General features: G+C 58.6%; 19 protein-coding genes, 1 pseudogene and 1 riboswitch. Of the genes and pseudogenes, 9 read left to right on the top strand and 11 right to left on the bottom strand.

The annotated features are described in order from the left end of the window. Positions 1–165: 165 nt before the first annotated feature. The gene (locus GOQ28_RS06680) at positions 166–2,310 is read left to right on the top strand and encodes a hypothetical protein (protein WP_160355891.1); all 2,145 of its coding nucleotides are present in this window, start codon (positions 166–168) and stop codon (positions 2,308–2,310) included. A gap of 127 nt (positions 2,311–2,437) precedes the next feature. On the opposite strand, the gene GOQ28_RS06675 is transcribed toward GOQ28_RS06680, so the two are convergent. The 4 genes from GOQ28_RS06675 to metX form a co-directional block, all read right to left on the bottom strand. After that, positions 2,438–3,076, bottom strand: coding sequence for a trimeric intracellular cation channel family protein (locus tag GOQ28_RS06675; RefSeq protein ID WP_160355890.1), 639 nt, complete (start codon positions 3,074–3,076; stop codon positions 2,438–2,440). A 96-nt stretch (positions 3,077–3,172) separates the two neighbouring features. Further along, positions 3,173–4,417, bottom strand: coding sequence for a muropeptide transporter (locus GOQ28_RS06670; protein ID WP_160355947.1), 1,245 nt, complete (start codon positions 4,415–4,417; stop codon positions 3,173–3,175). A 54-nt stretch (positions 4,418–4,471) separates the two neighbouring features. Continuing rightward, a complete protein-coding gene (gene metW / locus GOQ28_RS06665) occupies positions 4,472–5,089 on the bottom strand; it encodes a methionine biosynthesis protein MetW (protein ID WP_160348928.1) in 618 nt (205 codons plus the stop codon). Next, on the bottom strand, positions 5,086–6,321 hold the full coding sequence (gene metX / locus GOQ28_RS06660) for a homoserine O-succinyltransferase MetX (protein WP_160348929.1): 1,236 nt from the start codon (positions 6,319–6,321) through the stop codon (positions 5,086–5,088). The genes metW and metX overlap by 4 nt, the downstream gene beginning before the upstream one ends. Next, positions 6,311–6,390, bottom strand: a riboswitch (SAM riboswitch). (Overlaps the previous gene by 11 nt.) A gap of 228 nt (positions 6,391–6,618) precedes the next feature. On the opposite strand from metX, the pseudogene GOQ28_RS06655 reads away from it, so the two are divergent. After that, a pseudogene (locus GOQ28_RS06655) lies at positions 6,619–6,843 on the top strand (LuxR C-terminal-related transcriptional regulator); the annotation flags it as partial. A gap of 73 nt (positions 6,844–6,916) precedes the next feature. Here the strand turns inward: GOQ28_RS06655 and GOQ28_RS06650 are convergent. After that, positions 6,917–7,474 (bottom strand): hypothetical protein, encoded by a 558-nt coding sequence (locus GOQ28_RS06650; protein WP_160355888.1) that lies wholly within the window; start codon positions 7,472–7,474, stop codon positions 6,917–6,919. 144 nt (positions 7,475–7,618) lie between these two features. Between GOQ28_RS06650 and gshA the strand changes: the two genes are divergently transcribed. After that, on the top strand, positions 7,619–9,214 hold the full coding sequence (gshA, locus tag GOQ28_RS06645; RefSeq protein ID WP_160355946.1) for a glutamate--cysteine ligase: 1,596 nt from the start codon (positions 7,619–7,621) through the stop codon (positions 9,212–9,214). 35 nt (positions 9,215–9,249) lie between these two features. Here gshA and GOQ28_RS06640 read toward each other — a convergent pair whose 3' ends face one another. Both GOQ28_RS06640 and GOQ28_RS06635 read right to left on the bottom strand, forming a co-directional pair. Continuing rightward, positions 9,250–10,536, bottom strand: coding sequence for an ankyrin repeat domain-containing protein (locus tag GOQ28_RS06640; RefSeq protein WP_160355887.1), 1,287 nt, complete (start codon positions 10,534–10,536; stop codon positions 9,250–9,252). Between the two features lie 431 nt (positions 10,537–10,967). Then, positions 10,968–11,306, bottom strand: coding sequence for an STAS domain-containing protein (locus GOQ28_RS06635; RefSeq protein WP_160348933.1), 339 nt, complete (start codon positions 11,304–11,306; stop codon positions 10,968–10,970). A 38-nt stretch (positions 11,307–11,344) separates the two neighbouring features. On the opposite strand from GOQ28_RS06635, the gene GOQ28_RS06630 reads away from it, so the two are divergent. The 6 genes from GOQ28_RS06630 (at position 11,345) to GOQ28_RS18605 (ending at position 16,945) form a co-directional block, all read left to right on the top strand. Next, positions 11,345–11,857: an ATP-binding protein gene (locus GOQ28_RS06630; protein WP_236844251.1), complete on the top strand. Its 513-nt coding sequence runs from the start codon at positions 11,345–11,347 to the stop codon at positions 11,855–11,857. A gap of 189 nt (positions 11,858–12,046) precedes the next feature. Beyond that, positions 12,047–14,044, top strand: coding sequence for a SpoIIE family protein phosphatase (locus GOQ28_RS06625; protein WP_236844250.1), 1,998 nt, complete (start codon positions 12,047–12,049; stop codon positions 14,042–14,044). Positions 14,045–14,187: 143 nt separating this feature from the next. Further along, positions 14,188–15,336 carry an ABC transporter substrate-binding protein gene (locus GOQ28_RS06620; protein ID WP_336603749.1) on the top strand — a complete coding sequence of 383 codons (1,149 nt, stop codon included), beginning with the start codon at positions 14,188–14,190 and terminating at the stop codon, positions 15,334–15,336. Between the two features lie 158 nt (positions 15,337–15,494). Further along, positions 15,495–16,076 (top strand): hypothetical protein, encoded by a 582-nt coding sequence (locus GOQ28_RS06615; protein ID WP_160355884.1) that lies wholly within the window; start codon positions 15,495–15,497, stop codon positions 16,074–16,076. Between the two features lie 311 nt (positions 16,077–16,387). Then, a complete protein-coding gene (locus GOQ28_RS18610) occupies positions 16,388–16,603 on the top strand; it encodes an RNA polymerase sigma factor (protein WP_236844249.1) in 216 nt (71 codons plus the stop codon). A gap of 18 nt (positions 16,604–16,621) precedes the next feature. Then, a complete protein-coding gene (locus GOQ28_RS18605; protein WP_336603748.1) occupies positions 16,622–16,945 on the top strand; it encodes an RNA polymerase sigma factor in 324 nt (107 codons plus the stop codon). Here the strand turns inward: GOQ28_RS18605 and sctC are convergent. The 4 genes from sctC to sctT are packed head-to-tail and all read right to left on the bottom strand — an operon-like array spanning position 16,918 to position 20,996. After that, positions 16,918–18,723: a type III secretion system outer membrane ring subunit SctC gene (gene sctC / locus GOQ28_RS06605; RefSeq protein ID WP_336603747.1), complete on the bottom strand. Its 1,806-nt coding sequence runs from the start codon at positions 18,721–18,723 to the stop codon at positions 16,918–16,920. The genes GOQ28_RS18605 and sctC overlap by 28 nt on opposite strands. Positions 18,724–18,751: 28 nt before the next feature. Further along, a complete protein-coding gene (locus GOQ28_RS06600) occupies positions 18,752–19,147 on the bottom strand; it encodes a type III secretion system chaperone (protein ID WP_160355882.1) in 396 nt (131 codons plus the stop codon). Continuing rightward, entirely contained in the window at positions 19,147–20,199 is a 1,053-nt protein-coding gene (gene sctU / locus GOQ28_RS06595) for a type III secretion system export apparatus subunit SctU (RefSeq protein WP_160355881.1), read from the bottom strand. Before sctU ends, GOQ28_RS06600 begins: the two co-directional genes overlap by 1 nt. Then, positions 20,196–20,996, bottom strand: coding sequence for a type III secretion system export apparatus subunit SctT (gene sctT, locus GOQ28_RS06590; protein ID WP_160355880.1), 801 nt, complete (start codon positions 20,994–20,996; stop codon positions 20,196–20,198). The genes sctU and sctT overlap by 4 nt, the downstream gene beginning before the upstream one ends. Between the last annotated feature and the right edge of the window lie 7 nt (positions 20,997–21,003).

The raw sequence follows: 21,003 nt of genomic DNA, 5'->3' as shown, positions 1-21,003 counted from the left end.
CAATTTGTTCCTCAAGAAAGGACATAGCTGCAAATACCCACACCATCCGAACCGGCTGGGCTGCACCCTCCTCTCCTAACTACGTACATACGCCTAGCCACAACCGCATACGCAGGCGTTTCGAGCACATTCGGACAATTAGAGCTCTATCGGGTGCCAGACGGGTTGCAGCATCGCAGCTGGTCACCTAACGCTTTGACTTCAGGACCCCATATCGTGACTATCAACTCTTCCACTACATATATCGCCGCTTCCATCGATTACACGGACCATCAGCACGAAAACCACGCGACCGCATTTGACGAAAACCTCCTTAAGCCGGCTGAGGCCAGTGGGCTAGGCGAGCATCAGACGGTCGATGACTGCCACACCGAGAATCGCACACACGCGCAGGCCGAGCCCGATCCCGACCTTGAAAATGCGGTGTTCTACGATGCCGAAGAAGGGCCTGACGATGAAGAGAAGGACATCACGGACAACGCCGCGCCCGCAACAACTTGGGGACTCTTCGGGCCATTCAATGCCCTAACTGGCGCAATAACCGGCGCGGTTACTAACACGTTTGACGCCGCGAACGGTCTGATCGGTCGCGTTTATGACGGCGGTCACGCCACAGCCGAGCGTCTCACAGGCGCGACGGCGCCGCAGGCCGTCAACATAGCACCTCCCCGCGCAGACAAACATCTCGAACTCGCCGAAGCGTTAAGCATGCGCATTGATCGAAAACTTCGTGGGCTCAATCAATACGTCGCAGAACAACTTCAGATCACCATCATGCCGCAAGAGGAAGGCCGCATCGATGCGCCCGCGCTCACGGGTTGGGAAAAGCTCGGCCGATACGGCGCGCAGGTACGTGGCTACGTCACCGCCGCAGCGGACACTGCCGAAACTACGGCCAACGGAGGCATCGTGGCGGGCATCGGCATGACTGGCTTATTCGGCTTAGGGGGTATGTTGGCCGGCCTGGCCTTTGGCTCAGGCAGAACCATCCAGAGCGCTCGAAGCTTAGCCGAAAGAGCGAACCTTCACGCGGTCACCAACGAAATAGACCGGGTCGTCGCTGATGTTGAAACCGACCTGAAAGAGCTAGAGTCCCTGCTGACACAAGAAGACCAGCGTCAGCAAGCTTCAGAGCGCATCATGGCAGGCCTGATCATGGGCACGATCTATTGCCAAACCCTAGACCGCGCCATCAAAGAAACCGAGGCTGCGCTCAGCCCGCAGGCCCTGCCCGCCACCGCCGACAATACCCATGGATCAGCATCCGGCACACTATCGCGTGCACGCGACGCGCTCTACGCCATGCTGGGGTCGCTCATTAAGAACTTTCAGCTCGTGACGAGTTGGATCATCCCCTCGGCCGCTACGCGTGCGCAACAGGATATCGCGTTAGCCGACAGGAATGCCGAAGCGGCTTTCCGGAAAGCCCATGAAGGAATGCTCGCTTCTCTGGCGCAACCAACCAAAGATTCCAATATCAGGGGAGCTGTTCACCACACGGCGCACATGAATCTAAGGAACGCTGGCGGCCCCCCGGACATTACGGTGCGAGCGCTGTCGGCCGATATCAGAATTGGCGAAAACCTGACCCGCAAGATTCTGTCATCCGAACTGAATTTCGGAGAGGTTCTGCATATCCGGAAAGTCGGCGACGAAGTCCGCCATGATGTAGTGCCGAGCGATCTCGTCACCGCGCGGGCGATCGCACGCTTTATCGAGGCACAATCGCTCTCAAACCAGAACAACCCCACCGACCAGGCGAACGGCCCTGTCGTATCAAAACGCGAAGACGGCGCTTACGTCATTCGCGACCCCGAGCGCAAACTTTACCGCTTCCTGGCCAACGCCCCGACCGCGTATGCGAACTTCTTGACCCTGCCCAAAGAACAAAAGCTTGAGAGCCTCACGGATCTCAATATGGAACGGATGACCATTGCGGACCATAGCCACGGCATGCCCGGCGGCGCGGCAAAAATGGAATTCGAAACCGAAGTAGATGAACAGGGCAGCCGTAATCTGGTTATCCGCTTCGACAAGGAAGACAACACCCCTACCATGCGCCCTGATCGCGCCCGGTATCAAGCACTGATCGAAGAAGGCCAACGCGCTTTCCATCTCGGCAAAGAAGACACCATGCTGCCCGTATCCGACAAGGCCATGAATTTTTCCCACATGACGCCCACCGAACTCCTCGCGCACCGGTCGAAACTGATCAATGCACTCGAGCAGCAGGTCGAGCTTTTGCAAGACAATGGCCGTCACTACGAGGCGCTAAAGCAATGGAACAACCCTAAGTTCAAACGCGCCTAGCCCTTGAGCGAGCGGTATAAAACCTAACAGAGAAGTCGCTTCGATGCCCTTGGCTGACAATCAGACGCCAAGGGGCATCGTTTATTCCGATGTGCGGCGATTAAAGCTGGACACAGAACGCAGAACGTCAATGCCACTCATCCCGGTACACAAACCGCGGCATTTGCCAGTTGAACCGCAAAGCCAGCATCCGAAACGTGAGCCCGACCACCATCACCACTGGCACCACGACTCCCAGCATCAAGCCCTGCTTCAACAACATCACGTATAACCCGCCGCACACCACCGATACGCTGGCATACAGCTCCTTGCGGAACAGCAAAGGCACGCGGTTACACAGCACATCACGCAGCACGCCGCCCGCGCAACCTGTAATCATGCCGCTGATCATCACAATGCTCGTCGACATCTGCATCTGCTGCGCCACCTGACATCCGATGATGGTGAAGGCAACCAGCCCCACGGCATCCAGCCACAAAAACAATCGTTGCAATCGCTTCATCCACGGCGCGATAAACGCGGTCAACAAGGCCGCGCCAGCCGTCATCGCTAAATACTCAGGATGCCCCACCCACGTCAATGGATAATGTCCGAGCAGCACATCGCGCAACGACCCTCCACCCAGCGCCGTGACGCAAGCAATAATGCACACACCAAACCAGTCCATGGCACGACGCCCGGCCGCCAGTGCCGCCGTCATCGCCTCGGCCACGATGGCGACCAGAAACACGATGTGCAGCAGCGTTGCGGACGTATCTGCAGGCATAAATCCCTCTCGAATAGGCCGGCCAGCATAGTGGCGATCAGCACACCACCCTCACACGAGGCACATGATCAAACATCCCTGTGCCCCTCACGCCCATCATGACGTCGATCGCTCCAATGCGTCAATGTTTCGGCGCTGATGCCACAGCAGCAACAAACCCGGCAGCGCAATCAGCACGGTAAACACGAAGAATCCTGGCCAGCCCAGCCAATTCACCAATGGCGGCGTCAAGGGTCCCGCCAGATAAATACGGCCCACCGCCGACAAGGCTGACAACAGCGCGAACTGCGTCGCCGAAAAACGCTGCTGGCACAAACTCATCAACAGGGCCACGAACGCAGCTGTTCCCAAACCGCCACACAGATTCTCGACGCCCACCGCCGCGGCCATCAGCCAGATGTTCTTAGGACTGACCGCAATCACCCAATAACCCAAGTTGGACACCGCCTGTAGCAATCCAAACGCCATCAGGGATCGATACAAGCCCCAGCGCGCCATGATCGAGCCGCCCGCCAGCGCGCCTACAATCGTCGCCGCCAGTCCCAACACCTTGTTCACAGTCCCGACTTCAGTCGGATCGAAGCCCGCGCCGCGTATCAAAAACGTGGTGGACAACGCCCCCGCAAAAGCATCGCCCAGTTTATAAAGCACAATCAACGCAAGGACCGTGTATGCCCCTCGCCGAGAAAAGAACTCACGAAACGGCTCAACCACAGCCAATCGCAATGAGCGTGGCGCGGTAACGGGCTGCTCAGGCTCCGGCGCCCACAGTGTGGCCGCCGAACACAGCAGCATAAGCACACCCATCAGCATGTACATCCGTCCCCAGCCCAGCCACTGATCAGCCAGAATCAGTGCCAACCCGCCAGAGACAATCATCGCGAGCCGATAGCCCAGCACCTTCACCGCCGCGCCCGCGCCTCTTTCTTCGCGGCGCAACACGTCCGTGCTATAGGCGTCAAAAACGATATCCTGCGTGGCAGAGAGAAACGCGACCGCTACCGCCAGCAGCGCCAACGGCAACAACGCCGAGCCGGGCGACATCCATCCCATCGCCATAATCGTCACGGCCAACAATAGCTGCGTCAGCAACATCCAGCCACGGCGCCGGCCGAGCAAGGGCGGCACATAGCGATCCAGCAGCGGCGCCCATAGAAACTTCAGCGTATAAGCCGAGCCCACAAGGGTCAAAAACCCGATTTCCGCGAGAGAAACGCCTTCGACCGTGGCCCACGCCTGCAGCGTGCCTCCCGTCAGGGCAATAGGCAAGCCGCTGGCGAACCCCAGCACGAGCAGAGGCGCGACACGGCGGCTGAAATAGACTCGGGAGGCGGCGGAAATAGGACACTCCTACAGCAATGACGACAGTCGCGTCAGACACCCCGCATAGTAACGTCAGTCCGACGTAAAGCGATAAACCGCCAGCGTGCTGCGCCATCCGGGCAGCACGCGGATCTCGCGTCCCTCATGGAACGTCGCGCGCTCCACGATACGCAGTCCCACATCGGCGGCCAGGCTCTCAAAATCCTTCAGCGTGCACAGATGAATATTCGGCGTGTTGTACCACTGATAAGGCATCTGCCCGGTCACCGGCATACGCCCCCGCAAGATCGACCACCCATGAGGCCAGTAGCCAAAATTCGGAAACGACACAATGCCGTCACGCGCGACCCGCATCATTTCGCGCAGAATATGCTCAGTACGATGCATGGACTGCAGCGTCTGCGACAGCACCACGGTGTCGAACTGCTTATCGTCAAACAGCGCCAGCCCGTCTTCCAGGTTTTGCTGAATAACTTCGACCCCACGCTGAACGCAAGTGATCACGTGTCCGTCATCGATCTCGACGCCCGCGCCGCGCACGCCCCGCTCGTCGCGCAGATAGGCCAGTAGCGCGCCATCCCCGCAGCCCAAATCCAGAACCCGACTGCCGGGCTGAATCCAGCTGGCGATGCGTACCAGATCAGGACGCATGTTCTGCACACGCCCGGGCTTCACCGATACGGGACTCATTGCGTCTCTCCTGACCGGGCATTCAGCCCCAGTTCGCGGGCAATCCGTTCGTAATAGCCTCGCATCACCGCGTGATAACGCGCGTCATCCAACAAGAACGCGTCGTGACCATGCGGCGCGTCGATCTCGGCATAGGTAACCGGGCTGCCATTCTTCAATAGCGCGCGCACAATCTCGCGTGACCGTTCCGGCGGGAAACGCCAGTCCGTCGAGAACGACACCAGCAAAAAATCGGCAGTGGCTGGCGCAAGCGCGCGCGCCAAATCGCCGCCCGTACTTCTAGCCGGGTCAAAATAATCCAGTGCACGCGTGATCAGCAAATACGTATTCGCATCGAAATAGCGCGAGAACTTCTCGCCCTGATAACGGAGATACGATTCGACCTCGAACTCGACGTCATAGCCATACCGATAGGCGCCGTTGGCCGCGGGCTCGCGCTGCGTGCGGCCAAATTTTTCGGCCATATCGTCGTCGGACAGGTACGTGATGTGCCCGATCATCCGCGCCACGGAAAGCCCACGGCGCGGCACCGTCTGCTGCGCGTAATAATCGCCGCCATGAAAATCGGGGTCCGTAATAATGGCGCGACGCGCCACCTCGTTAAACCCGATATTCTGCGCCGACAATCGGGGCGTACTGGCGACCACGATGCAATGCGCCACGCGTTCCGGGCAGGTAATCGACCAGCTCAACGCCTGCATGCCGCCGAGCGATCCGCCCATCACTGCCGCGAAGCGCTCAATACCGAAATAATCCGCCACCCGCGCCTGCGCGTGGACCCAGTCTTCTACTGTCAGCACGGGGAACGCGGCGCCCCAGGGGCGGCCGGTTTCCGGATTAATACTCGCCGGCCCTGTCGAGCCAAAACAAGAACCCAGGTTATTGATGCCGATGACAAAAAACACATTGGTGTCCAGCGGCTTACCGGGACCCACCATATTGTCCCACCATCCGATATCTTTCGGGTCATCGCGGGAAACCCCGGCCACATGGTGCGACGCATTCAGCGCATGGCACACCAGGACGGCGTTGGTGCGCTGTTCGTTCAGCGTTCCATACGTCTCCACCGCAAGTTCATAAGACGGCAGCGATTGCCCGCTCGCCAGCGGCAAGGGCTCGTCAAAGCGGATGAACTGAGGAGACACGACTCCCACCGAGCCGACGGCGGCGGGAGATTTCGATTCGATAACGGGGACAGGCCCCTCGGCAGGATGCAAGGCAGCAGTGGTCATACGGACCTCTTTAGCAGGATTTATAGAGGCGCCCGCAAGCGGATCAGGCAAATCGGCGCCGGTTTGTTTGAAGGCAAGATTCTAGCACTGCATGAGCTCTCACTACGCCGCCGCAGCCTTCACCTCGACACAGGGAACCACTGCGCCGTCCTTCCCCGGCCCTTGCTTCGACCTCGGATGGGTCTGAAAAACCTCAGTACAAGAACCCACGCGCGCCTTCCCTGCGCGCCAGAGTGCAAAATACCGCTGCGGTATATAGAAAAACGCCTATTCGGCCAGTTAACTTCCGGACCTTCAATGCCCGATACGAATCTGTCCGAGCGCGAAGTCGCATGCTTGCACTGGTCCTCGCTGGGGAAAACCAGCTGGGAAACCGGCCACATCCTTGGCATGGCCGAGCGCACCGTCAATTTCCACATTCGTAACGCCTGCCAAAAGCTCGGCGTGAATAACCGGCGCGCAGCGGTAGCCATTGCCTTATGGCGGGGGCTTCTGCCCTCCTTCGAGCACGGTTCGACCCCGGACCTGCGCGAGCCGCCGGGCCGCGTCTACCAGGTGCGCCGCGTTGCCCTGCCACCCGACTTGTCCGCGCTTATTACTGCCCCGCCAGGCCCTTGACTTGCACACCGCGCAGGAATCTGGTCACTTCCTCCTCCGAGGCTTCATCGCCTGGGCCGCTGACGACTGCCTCGACGACCATACTGTCGGTCACCCAGACGCGGCCCCGCACCCATGCCGTACGCTGTCCTACCCGGCCGGTCACCGCCACGTCTTCGCCCAAGGACGGCAAAGGCGTAGGCACCGCCGCACCCACATTGGTATAGAGCGATCGCATCAACGCCTGACCCAGCTTTTCCCGCGCCGCGCGGTCCAGCCCCAATGCCGACGGTAAGGGCGCGGAGCCCACTGCGAACATTGTCTGATTCACTTGGGCGACCGCCAGCGTGAAAGGCAGCGTCTGCCCCGCCAACAGCAATGTCCGCGTCTCCGAATCGACTCTCGCGGGAAATACGGCTTGAACGTGCCCGTCAGCCACGACAACTTCGCGCCAGTTATATTCAGGCGTACAGCCAGCCAACACGATGCAGGTCGCCAGCGCTATGCCAGTCAGACGCTTGCGCCATCCGCCTGGATGAAATCCCCGAGAAGTCATGATGCTATGGTCTCCGGTATAGATATTAATATGCCATCATCCCCTGACCGTGAACGATGAACGACATAACTCGCCAGAAATCGCCAGAAATCGCGCGTACCTCGTAAAATCGGATCTCATTATTATCAGAATTTGCTCATGACTGTGACCGACACTGCCGCCAGCCGCTTGGCTCGCCTCGAGGCTAACGCTGGCCTGCTCGCCCAGACCCTTCGCGGTATTGAAAAAGAAGGTTTACGTGTAGATACACAGGGCAGGCTGTCGCGCGCCGCACACCCAATAGGACTGGGATCGGCGCTCACGAATGAGCATGTCACGACCGATTATTCCGAAGCACTACTGGAACTGATCACCGGCACCCATACGCGGGTGGACTCGGTGCTTCAGGAACTCGAACACACGCATCGCTTTGTCTACAGCGTGCTTGACGGCGAGCTGATCTGGAATCAGTCCATGCCCGCCGCGCTGCCCGCCGAGGCCGACATTCCCATCGCCTGGTATGGGACGTCCAACACCGGCATGCTCAAGCATGTCTACCGTCGTGGCTTGGCCGAACGCTACGGCAAGTCGATGCAGTGCATTGCTGGGGTCCACTACAATTTTTCCTTGCCTGATGACGTGTGGGCGATTCTGGACCCACAGGCCGCCGATCCGCGTGAACGGCAGTCGCGAGGCTATATCGGGATGATCCGCAATTTCACGCGGTATTCCTGGCTATTGATGTATTTGTTCGGCGCCGCGCCTGCGCTATCGCGCGAGTTTCTAGGCGATCAGGCCCAGCAACTGCAATCGCTGGGCCGCGACACCCTGTATCTGCCCTATGCGACCAGCCTGCGTATGAGCGATCTGGGCTATCAGAACAAAGCACAATCCCAACTCCAGCTCTGCTACAACGATCTGGACACGTTCCTGGGTCGTTTGTATGACGCGGTGACGCGCCCCTGGGCGGATTACCAAGCCATCGGCACGCATCGCGACGGTGAATGGATCCAGCTCAACACCAATATTCTGCAGATCGAGAACGAATACTATTCGAGCATACGGCCGAAACGCACCACGGGCCGGTGCGAGCGCCCCATCACCGCCCTGGCCGAGCGCGGCGTGCAATATGTCGAGGTCCGTTGCCTGGATATCGACCCCCAGCAGCCGATCGGCATCGACGCCAATACCGCGCGATTCGTGGATGCGTTCCTGCTATTTTGCGCGGCGTCCGACAGCCCGTATTTCTCGCAAAACGGCTATTGCCAGCGTAGCGCAGACAACTTCGCCACCGTGGTCAAAGAGGGGCGCAAGCCTGGCTTGCAGCTGAATCGTGACGGAGAAACGATAGACCTGCGCACCTGGGGACATCAACTTCTCGACCAGATCGCGTCCTACGCGGCGCTATATGACCGCGCGCTTGGTGGCGATACCTATACGCTTGCCCTGGCGGCACAGCGCCAAAAGCTTGATGACTCCGAGCTTACCCCTTCTGCGACGCTGCTCAACGCCCTGCGCAAGAGCGGCTTGTCTTTTCACGATTACTCATTGCAGCTGAGTCAACAGCACGCCGATACGTTACGCGCACGGCCCTTGCCTGATGAAGTACGGGCTGCCTTTACCCAGGCCGCAGAACAATCCATCATCGAGCAAACCCGACTTGAGCAGAGCGACAAGGTCGATTTCGACACCTATGTCGCGCAATATCACGCAGCGCTAAAGGCGCCGAAGTCCGTCACCACACCGGACACCGGCGCCTGATTGGCATCGCATACGCTAATGGCGGTGTCGGTCCCTCAGCCAACACACGCCATCAAGCGCGCGCGTGACGGTGCTCCCGCACCCTCTTCTGCTCCATGCTCCACGAGCAAACTGATAATCACGGGATCGCCTCTACGCCGGGCAACCGTCAATAAATCGGCATTAGAAGCGTCATGCCAGAAATTAACGTTGGCACCGTACTTGATTAATAGCTTCGCGGCCTCCCGATTCCCATTAACGACCGCATGAAATAAGGGAGTGCGACCGCCATGGTCCTGCGCATCCACCCGACGCGTATTCAACTGCAGCAAATACCTTAAGGCCAACACATTATTCGTCTTGGCCGCCAGCGCCACCGCGCCGCACCCGGTGGGATCCAATGCGTCAGGGCTCGCGCCACCTGCCAGCAGACACTCGAGGGCGATGTCGGAACCATGGTGGGCCATGCGCAGTACCGCGGTATGGCCATCGTGGTCGCGCATCTCGGTACGAATGCTGCGTTTGAGAAGCAGATTCAGGATAGAGGAATCATAGGTAGCAGAGGCGTAGTCAGCCGCCTGCATAAGTGGAGTCACCCCCTTGGGGTCCATCGCATTGAGGTCCAGCTCCTGCCGATCGCACAGCAATCGGACCATCCGGTGGCGGCCAAGCGCAATGGCGATAGACAGTGCACGCTCACCATGCATGTTCGCCGCATTGACATCGGCACCTCGTGCGATAAGCACCTCGACGACCTCGTAATGTCCGGCTCGGACCGCCAGCATCAACGCCGTATTGCCGTGCTGATCCCGGCGGTCTATGCCCACCGGGTGGTCGCTCTCGGGGCTGCGTTCGCACACCTCATAACCTAGCAACACCTTCACCGTATCGGCATGCCCTGCGGCAGCCGCCCACATCAATGCGCTATAGCCCGCGCGATCCGTGACATCCACACTGGCATGGCCGGCTAACAGCGTATGCACGGCGGCGCTCAGACCCTGTTCGGCCGCGCACATCAGCGGCGTGCGAGTGGTCTCGTCCTTGAGGTCCAGCAAGTCGGTGGGAAGCGCATCCACCAACGCTCTCAGGACGCCTGAGTGCCCTGAAGCCACCGCCGCGTGGATCGGGAAGTATCGGGGTGAACGCAAGCTCTCGATTAAGTCTGGCGCCCCGGCTTCGGCGAAGATGGCCTTGATGCCGGCCGCGTCCTTGGCATAGACACATACCATCAGTTGCGCCTGCGCCCGTATCGCGGCGGCGGCATCCCGCGTCTCCTCTGTCCCGGCCCGAGGCACTGATCCCACGTATTGTTTGAGCTCGCTGTACGAATCAACGGTCATCATAAGGCCCCCCTTTGCGTGGCAATGGCGCTGGCCTGCCACCTGCAAGAACGTTTTTGGAATAAAACTTCTCGCTTGAGTAACCGTAAAACACGTGCAGTTCCATTTTTTGCAATAGAAGTGCAGTTCCGTGTTCAAGAGTTACATTTTGGGGCCCGATACGCAGCTACGCGGGGGGTCCACTTCGCTCCGCGGCCAAGCCTTTGGCACGTCCCTACATATGGAACCCGGCACGCCGCAAAGTTACCTACACCGGTCGCACGCGGCGAAACTCGTTCTATCTCTGTACGTTCCCAACCATCATGACCAGTGAAAACGACCCGATACGCCGATGCGTTCACATGTTGGAGCCGCCTGGGCGGCGAAATAGGCGACCGGTTGACGTGGCGAGCCAGAACAACGCCCCGCCGATGCCACCCCTTGCTGGCATCGGATTACGCGCTGGCCAGCCGCAGCGCCTCCTCGCGCGTATCCACGACCGTGAGAATCGTGAGAAAACCGCTGATCTCAAAAACCTCGCGTACGCGCGATTGCAATCCGCATAGCACAAGCTTGCCTTTTTCCTGCTTTAGACGCTTGGCCAACAGCAAAACCACGCGCAGCCCGGCACTGGAAATATATCCGAGCATGGCCAGGTCGAGCACCATCCTGCGCTCACCTCGCTCTACTTGCGAAATAAGATCGGCCTCTATGGCGGACGCGTTGCCGCTGTTCATCTGTCCTCCGACAGAAACTAACACTACGTCATCGACTTTATCGATCACTAAATCCATCGCATCGCCCGCCTAATTAAGCCAACATAGCTATCAATATGGAACGAATGATACGCCAACATGTCACGCAAGTTGATAGGTTGCAATTACCCGCCGATCAAAATTCGGTGAGGCTAGCGATACAGTGGTTAGATGCCATCGGTGAACGGGAAAAATGGTCCGCGGAATTAAAATTTTCCTTGTCGATTAGTGTGGATGAAGTCTTGGCGAATATTGTTTCGTATGCCTTTATCCATCCGTCTTCACACAACGCTAAACAGAATCCCGACACGCTGATCGCAACACCCAAGATCGTGCTGCGTTGCCTCTCGCGGTCTACCCATGTGCAAATTGAGGTGATAGACAACGGCCATCCCTTCGATCCGACTCAAACGCCCCTGCCATCGCTGGCCACGTCTTTGGAACAGGCACGCGTGGGCGGCCATGGTCTTCGACTGATGCGCCATTACCTATCGACCATCGCCTACTCACGCCGAGCGGGCCATAACTGCCTGCGGATGATCGCGCGGGCAAAAAAAACCGGACCTATATCCGGAACTAATTCCGACTAGCTGTTACCCACTACGCTGGGCACCTTTCACGGACGGTGCCCGCCCGAATTCGCCCTTCTGCCGGTGCAGCGCTGTGCCGACGGACCTCACGAACTACAGCGTAACGACGCGGTCGCTGCGCCGTGCGCTGATTGGACTCTCTTCGCCGCCTTCATGCCGTTTCAGTCGCTCCATAACAAAATTTTTGTCATGGTGACCTCTATTCTGGTTGCGGTGGCAGTGACGGTCATGTTGACGTCGCGGCGAAATGTCACCGACACCGTCGTGACCAGCGTTCAGCACGCGATCACCAATGTCTTGCAACTGGTCCGGCATGAACTGGCCGCGCGCTGGTCCACCATGCTCGATACCAAAATCGCGATTGTCCGAAACGGACGACGACAGCTCTTGCAAACCGGCGAGATCATCGAAACCACCCTGCAGTCTTATGCCTCGCTCGTTGATCGCGGGATCATCACCGAAGCCGCGGCCCAAGACATGGCGCGTGATTGGATCAACCAACTGCATTTCGATGACGACCGCTATGCTTTTGTCTTTGATCACGACGATATCGTGCTTGCCAGCGGCAGCACTCCCATGATTGGTCGCAGCCTCTCGAAACTGCGCGATTATAAAAACCGGCTGTTGGCAGAGTCCGTGCGCGCGGAAAGTCGCGACACCGGCTACAGCTTCGCTATTTATCGCCGGCCTTCAGCGCCCGAGGACCCTGAAAATCGCGACGGTGCCAGCACCTCTCCGACCGACGATGATCACGCGCGATACGCGTACTTCGGTTACTTCCGGCCCTGGCAATGGGTGTATGCCGTGAGCGACAGCGCAGCCGATGTCGTCGAGCAAATCAAAGACCATCGCACCGAAATGGAAGAGTCAGTGCGCAAGAGCCTGTTGCCCCTGAAACTCATTCATTCCGGTTTCGTCTTCATCATGGCCGAGGACGGCCGCTTTATTGCGCGGCCACCCGATGCGCATGCGCAGCTGCTGGACGGGCGTACCGACAACGGCCAAACGTTGCGCCAACGGCTCATTGCTCCGCGCCGGGAGTTGCACGCGGTACAAGTCACCGACGGCGCCGAGGTATGGCAGGTCGAGAGTGTGTACTACGCCCCATTGCGTTGGAAAATCATCGCGGCCGTTCCAGAGCAGGACCTCAGTACCCCCGCCCATGTACTGCTACGAAGTCAGGCGGCGACATTCGGCATCATGTTGATGATCGCCCTGCTCATTGCCTGGTTTTTTTCTGTCCATCTTGTGCGCCCCCTCCGACGCCTCACGGCGTTCGCACGGCAACTGCCCGAGCAGGCCTTGCAGCCAAAAACCGCCGTGCCGCGACATATCGCCAGACTGCCAACACTGCATAGAGATGAGGTCGGGCGCCTCGCTGAAGCGTTTCTGTACATGGATAGCAAGCTGCGCGACAACATCACGCAGCTGATGCATGAAACCACCGTTCGCGAGCGTTTCGAAAGCGAACTGAATGTCGCGCGGTCGATTCAGCTCGCTTTATTACCGCCTCCGCCAGACGAGGCTCAGCGGCAGCATATCGACCTGCACGCGCACATGCGCCCCGCCAAAGAAGTTGGCGGCGACCTTTATGACTACTTCAGCCTGCCGGACGGCAAGCTCTGCTTCGTCATAGGTGATGTCTCCGACAAAGGCGTACCCGCCGCGCTGTTTATGGCCATCACCCGCACGCTAATCCGCGCCGCAGCGGAGGACGAAAGCCATCCCGCTCGCATCGTGCAGAAAGTCAACGACCGATTGGCCGAGAACAATCCCAGCATGATGTTCGTCACCCTGCTGCTCGGCGTGCTCGATGTGCAAGACGGCAGCCTCATCTGGGTCAACGCGGGTCATCTCGAACCTTACGTCTTGACGGAATGTGGCGTCGTGCGCGCCTTGTGTGGCCGCAGCGGGCCGGCTTGCGGGGTGCAGGCCGACAATGAATACATCACTTATCAGTCGACATTGCTGCCAGGCGATACCCTGGTGGGCTATACCGACGGCGTGACGGAAAGCATGAACCGCCAAGGCGAACAATTCGGCGACGAACGACTGGTTCAAGCCCTCGCGAGTTCATCGCGGCGTGGCTCACTGTTAATCGACACGCTGTTGGCGGACACCGATGCCTTCACAGACGGTGCCGACCAAGCCGACGACATCACGCTCCTCGTGGTTCAGCGCACATGACACCTGTTTTGAGACGCGCCGCCTGTGCCGCAGCCCTTTGGCTAGTGGCCAGCCTCTGTAATTCAGCTCCGCCGGAGCGAATCGGTCCTGCGATATCGGCACGTCCGCAGGATTCGCGGACAACACCTGCCAGGTCGGCATCCGTGGCAGCCAAGTCGGCAGCCAGCAGCAGCGTGGCTGAATCCGCGGCTTCGGAGGATGCCGGCTTGCGCCCCACTCGCCGCCCCGACGGGAAAAAGTGGCGCATCGGCTATGTCGATAGCGGCGACTATAGCGAATACCCGCGTACGCTACGCGCGATCGTGCAGGGCTTGGCACAACTCGGGTGGCTGTCCACAATCGAAATTCCGCCATATCTGGACAGCGCGGAGCTTTGGCAGTTTTTGGTGACCCATACCCGCAGCGAGTATCTGGAATTCGTGGCCGACGCGTGGTGGCAGCCCAGCCACGCCGACCCGCAGCAGCGGCCCGCCGTTCGTCGGGCCATCGCCGAAAGGCTCGCCAAGCAAGCCGATCTGGACCTGATTCTCGCCATGGGGACTTGGGCAGGACAAGACATGGCTGCATTGCAGGCGCCGGTTCCCACGATTGTGGCGTCGACCAGCGACGCGGTGGCGGCGAAAATCATCCGTTCAGTTGAGGACAGCGGGCTGGACAATCTTCATGCCCGCGTCGAGCCACAACGCTATCAGCGCCAGATCCGCCTGTTCCATGACATCTATCCGTTTAAACGCTTGGGCATTGTCTATGAAGACAGCCCGGAAGGCCGACTTTATGGCGGGGTGGACGCGGTTCACGAGATCGCGCGCGAAGCGGGCTTTTCGGTCATCGCCTGCCACACGCCTTCGAACGGCGTGCCTCAATCCGAGGCAACTCGGGGCGTTTTGGACTGCTATCGCCGGTTGGCCCCTAATATCGACGCGGCCTATGTCACCGTGCACCGGGGCGTGACGCCCACATCCATCCGTGCCGTGGCGGAGATCCTGAGCCACGCTGCCGTACCCAGCTTCTCCATGCTCGGGTCGGGGCAAGTCCAACAAGGGATTCTGCTGAGCGTGGCCGAAGCTGACGCCTCCTACGTCGGCCGCTTCTACGCCAGGACCATCGCACACATCCTCAACGGCGCCAAACCGCGCAGCTTGAATCAGGTGTGGATCGATCCGTCCAAACTCGCCATCAACCTGCAGACGGCCCGGCTGATCGGCTTTGACCCCCCGGTAGAAGCCCTATTCGCGGCCGACGAATTGTTTTCACACGATACACCGGGGACCCCACGCGTCGATCTGCAATGAAAACGAAAGTTTCATATAAACTTCTACACTTACTGATTTACTAGGTTTGTGCCAGCAGAATAAGTGCTTGGAACTAGTCTGGGTGAGGGGTTACTTATGCGGTATCGCTTATGTGTATTTGCTTGCTTCCGACTCACTCCACCTGTATCTAAGGCAGTATGAATTTTTCTCCGGTCAGCCCCTTGTCACCTGTGCCTTCGCTGGAGACCTACACCGAAGCGGCCAAGGACGGGCAAGATCTCTACGTAAACATCGACGGCAAACAGCGTCAGGTATTGAGTTGGGGAAAAACGCCAAATGGCCGTAGCGTGGCCTGGCTTGAACCAGACGTCGATACCACATCCATGTTCACCCAGGCACTGGCGCAGGTCTATGGCGCCGGTATTGCCAGCGCCGTCTCCCGCCAGCTCGGACTGGAGCCTGCGCCCGGCAAGCCTATTTCCGCGCGAGTCGTGATGTCCGCCGTGGATATGGCAAAGACCGCCAAAGATGCAATGACCGGCGTAGATTTCCTCTCCCGGCTGAGCGCCTCTGCGGTGGCCGATACCCCAGTGTTCCGCCAAGCGTGTAAAGATTGTCAGGTAAACCCTGCCACGCTCAGCGCCGCGCAGCGCGCCGCCTTGGATAACGCCATGGAAACGCGGTTCGAGGCAGCGGCACAAGCAGGCGGCAGCCCGGTGTCCTTGCAAACTGCGGCGCAATGGCTACGCGAACTGCTTCAGTCCGGCATCCAACACTGATCTGCACTAAGCAATCACGCCCCACTTGCGCCTGATGGGCGCGCCCTCCTCTTTCCTCCTCAAGGCATGCCTGGAACCCCGGTGCATGCCTTCCGTCGTTGCTTGTCGCTTCCAAACAGCAGGACTGGTCTGATTGCGGGCCCAAAGCCCGTCAAAATGTTGCGCAGTAACAATTTGAAAACACATCTTGGATTTATTTTGAGATTATATTAAATAATATAACTAACTCGCACTGTTTGACGGATTGTCTCGATGCTATGTGCAACTCCAGGACTACTCTCAGCGCTGCAGACTCGTCTGGCGCCATTCCTATGGACGATTCGTCGAGCGCCGTTTCCGGCGAGCAAAGCGACTCGGAACTGTTACGCGCGCTGGTCATCAAGCATTCCGACCGCCTGCAGCGATTCATCATGAAGCACATCGGCAACGCCACGGAAGCCGAAGAGCTCGCGCAGCAGGCATTTGTCGAAGCGGCTGCTTCTTATAAGGCGTTTCGGGGGGAGTCGCAACTGTCTTCGTGGCTCTAGGGTATCGCCCTCAATCTGGTGCGCAACTACCTGTCGCGTGCCCCAGAGCGTCGCCACGAATTCGTGAGCGAGTCAGCATTAGACATCCAGTCGTCTCCCGACCTGTCGCCCGAAGAAACTTTCGAGCAAAACCAGACCATTGCACTACTCGAAGAATCGATCAGTGAGCTGCCCGAAAACATGCGCGAGATCCTGCTGCTCGTCGGCTTCGACGAGCTGTCATACGAAGAAGCTGCGACCCTCCTGACTGTCCCCATAGGCACGATTCGCAGCCGCTTATCGCGGGCGCGTATCGCCCTACGGGAGAAACTACGTCAGAAAGGACTGTCCTTGGAAAAATAGTCCGCTACATCGATCGGCGTCGCCTTGGCCGTTGGCTGACGCGTCGCCGTCCAGCGGCGCAAGCGTGTCGATCCAGTATCAGCACGCTCTAGCCACCTCCCCCCCATCAAAGGATGGGTGTCGTTCCATGTCGCGTCCAAGAAGACAGGCGTCTCTGGAATCAGAGGTTGCACAACAGGCTTGCCATTGATGGCAACCACGCGCGGGCGGAGGAGGAATAGGCGTTCTCGACGTTGCAGCGTTTTTGAACGATGCGAAAATAGCGCCCCCAAGAACGGAATATCGCCAAGAAAAGGCACTTTCTCGGTTTTATTGCTGTCTTGCGTGCTGTTATAGCCGCCGATTAGCAGTGTCTGGTCATTCTCGACGACGGCCAGGGTACTGATCGTACTCTTTCTGACTGTCGGCAGCTTCTCGAGGATTTCATCCTGGATTCGGCCGTCCTCGATGTCGACCGTCAACTCCACGCGCATGCCTTCCGAGGCGCCGATATATCGGGGCGTAACTCGAAGCGATGTGCCCGCAGTGATGGGTGTCACGGTTGCAACGCGCTCGCCGCTGGTCTGCACGTAAAACGTGTCTGAAAGATCGATCACGGCGCCCATGTTGTCCGTGGTCAGAATCGATGGTTGCGACAGGATCGTGGCCTGGCCCTCCGTCTGCAAAGCGCGTAACCGTGCCACCAAGGAATCGCCCACGCTCAACCCGAGCGTACCCAGGCCTGGCAGCACGCCGTCAGCGGGTGAGAGCCCCCGGCTGGGAGCGGCCGTCAGATTGTTGTATCCAACAGAGACATCACCCGATAAGAGCCCCCAACTCACGCCAAGGGTCCGCACTAGCTCCGAATTGACATCGACGATCATCGCCTCTATCTCGATCAAAGTGCTCGGCACGTCGAGCTGTTCGATCAGCGCGCGGTAGACGGGGATACGCTCGGGGACATCTTGCACGATGATGGCGTTCAAGCGTGTATCGGCTTGAACGGTGGCCTCGCGCAGTCGCAATCCGCTAGACCCCGGGCTGGCCTTGCCGGCAGAACTGACGACCCCGGACGACTCTCTCGTCGGCTCGGAATCGACAGATACGAGGGGCGGCTTTTCTCGCAAGGGCGCGGCCATAGTGACCAGCGTTTCATTTCCGACCCCCGAACTGTCGCCGGTAATGAGGTTGCGCAGCACTGTCGCCAACCCGGGCGTCACCATGGTGGAGTCGCGATAGGTGACCGTGCGGTCATTAACGGACGCATGCTTGAGCTTGAACACGGCGACTTCCTGCCCGCCCGGACCTATCGGCAGGGCCTTGACCGTCTTTTCGACCAGTGCCACGTAGGCGGGCGGGCCCGAGACCAACGCGATACCCTGATCCGCTAGCTCGCCCCAGCCGAACCGGGGATCCAACACGCCCAGTTGTTCCAGTGCATCACGTATCGCGGTGATCGAACTGCCCTGCGAATCGATGGTGCGCGTCTGCATATCGTCGCTACGACTGACAAACAAGGTGCCGGAATGGACGAACCAATTAAACCCATACACGCCGCCCAGCCGATTCAGAAACTCAGTGGGCGAATTCGTATTGAATTTGCCGTTGACCACGCCTTTCACGTTCGGACCTATCTGCAAGGCCAGACTAAAACCGCCGGCGAATTCGCGTAGCAACGTGGGTAGATCTTCTTGATTAGCGTAATAGCTGTAAGGCACTAAAGGCCAATTGGGCGCGGCCAGCGCCGTGCCGAGTAGTCCGATGGATAACACACCAGCCAATATTGAATGTTTGAACACGTGCACTCCCCCCTGATGCCGCATAGGACTAGGCCTGACGCGGCAACGCGCCCGTCCAGAAAGACAAAGCATTAACAAACTGACCCATGGACTCGTCCAGCGAGATCCCTTCACCCGGTGTCAAGATGTGCTGCAACCACAGCGCGTTTTCGTTGGGGTCGATCACGCATGACGCAGGGCACATGCTCACGGTACCCAGGGCAAGCTTGCCTACGTTAAGAAGCCATTGGTCACGCGTGGCGCCGCCAGCCGGCAAACTCGCCAATCGGCATATCATCGCCACCGCATTCTCGCCGGCGGCTTGCAGATGGACGCGATAACGTTCGTCGACCACGACCGTCACCCGCCCCCGAAAAGGCTCGGGCACTGTGATGCCATGACGCGCCACATAATCGGCAATGACTGGGTGCATACTCTGATTCATTACTTCTCCTCCCGCTCTTGGGCCAATCTCTGTACTAACAGCAATACTTCCGCGACGGGTTCAATCAATTCGCTGGGAATGAACTGATCGATCTCCGTTGAACGCCACAAGCTACGCGCAAGCGGCACGTTCTCCATCACAGGCACGCCGGCCTCACGGGCCTCGCGTTTGATTCTTTCCGCGTTAATACCCTCGCCTTTTGCGACGACCTTGGGCAGTGGCGTCTCACCTTTTTGGTAATAAAGCGCGATGGCCAAATGCGTGGGATTGGTGATCACCACGGTCGGTTTACGCGCCGGCGCTCCGCCTTGCATGGCCATTTCCTGGTGCAAATGCTTGCGCTTGTGCTTGATGTGCGGGTCGCCTTCGGACTCTTTGTATTCCCGCTTGACCTCGTCTTTGGTCATCATCAAGCCCTTGCGGTACTGTTTACGCTGCCAGACCAAATCGGCGAGCGCGATGATGACGTAGACCAACGCGACGTTCAGCAGCAAGGTCAGCATCAGGGCGCCTATCGCCTCGCCCAACGCTTCGAGTCCTGCGCGCGGCATCGCCATCAACTCAGGAAGGTCTTTTTTAATCACGAGCGTAATCAACGTGGTGAGAAACACCACCTTGATCAGCGACTTCAGCGACTCCACCAGGTTCTTCTTGGAGAACATGTTCTTCAGATTCGCGATGGCGTTAAGCTTTTTGCCCGAGGGCTTCAACTTCTCGAACGCAATGACCACCCCGACCTGCAAGAACTCGCTGAGCATTCCAACAAGTAAAACGATCAACACAAAGGGCAATACCAGTGTCAACGCCTCTTGTAATGCCGCCGTCATCGCCGTAGGCAAGGCATCAAGAAATGGCATCGAGGTCAGGTCTGCCGGAATCAGAATCAAACGCCCGAGCGATTCGGTAATATCGCCCGCATTGAAAATCATGTAGCCGAACAACGCCAGAATGAGCAGCGTCTGAGTGAAGTCCTTGCTATGGGCGACGTCGCCCTTTTTGCGCGAATCGCGCAATCGCTTATGAGTTGGCTGTTCGGTCTTTTCGCCGCTCATGGAGACCACCACTGATCATTCAAAAACGGCAGGATCGATGAAACTCCCTGATTGGTCTCATACGCATATTCGAATAGCGTGCTCATATACAGCACCAGCACCAGCAGCGCGAGGGCGCTCTTGATCGGCATGGCCAGAAAAAACACCTGCAACTGCGGCGCGAACCGGCTGGCCAGCGCCAGTCCAAGCTCCGCGAGGAACATTGCGATAATGGCGGGCGAGGCCCAAAGCAGCGTCATGCGCATCAGCTTGGAGAACTGATCCAGCATCAACGGCACACTTTCCGCGCGTAAGGCAGGTGTCCAGTGCCAAAGATCCCATAAAAGAAAGCTGTCATAGAGCATCGTCAGCGTCAAACCAAAGCCGCCGCTGACAAGAAAAAACACGATATAAGCCTGATTGAACAAAATGCCCAATGGCGAGGAATCGCTGCCCGTCGCGGGATTAAGAATCGCGCCCATGCTGGCGCCACGTTGGTTATCGATGACAAACCCCACTGCCTCAAATATCCAAAATGGAATCGCCGCCATCCATCCCAGTACAAGGCCGATAAAAATTTCTTTGGCAATAATGAGCAGGAAATCCAGTGCCTGCAGGTCGAGCGCGGCGTATTCCGGTGACAACGCGGGCGCCAATATCAGCCCTAACGCCGCGCAGATGCCGTAACGCAACATGCCAGGCATGACTTGCCGAGTGAATAAGGGAAGCATCACACACATGGCCAAAATGCGCGGCTGTGTCAACGCCAATGTCGTCAGAAACATCTGGGCTTCGGTATAGACGGCGCCTTCGGACATGGTTGCA

The organism is Bordetella sp. 02P26C-1 (genome assembly GCF_009763255.1).
In the GTDB taxonomy this organism is placed as follows: domain Bacteria; phylum Pseudomonadota; class Gammaproteobacteria; order Burkholderiales; family Burkholderiaceae_B; genus Bordetella_A.
Note: the sequence above shows the minus strand (reverse complement) of the source record. Positions and strands in the feature narration are given on the sequence as shown.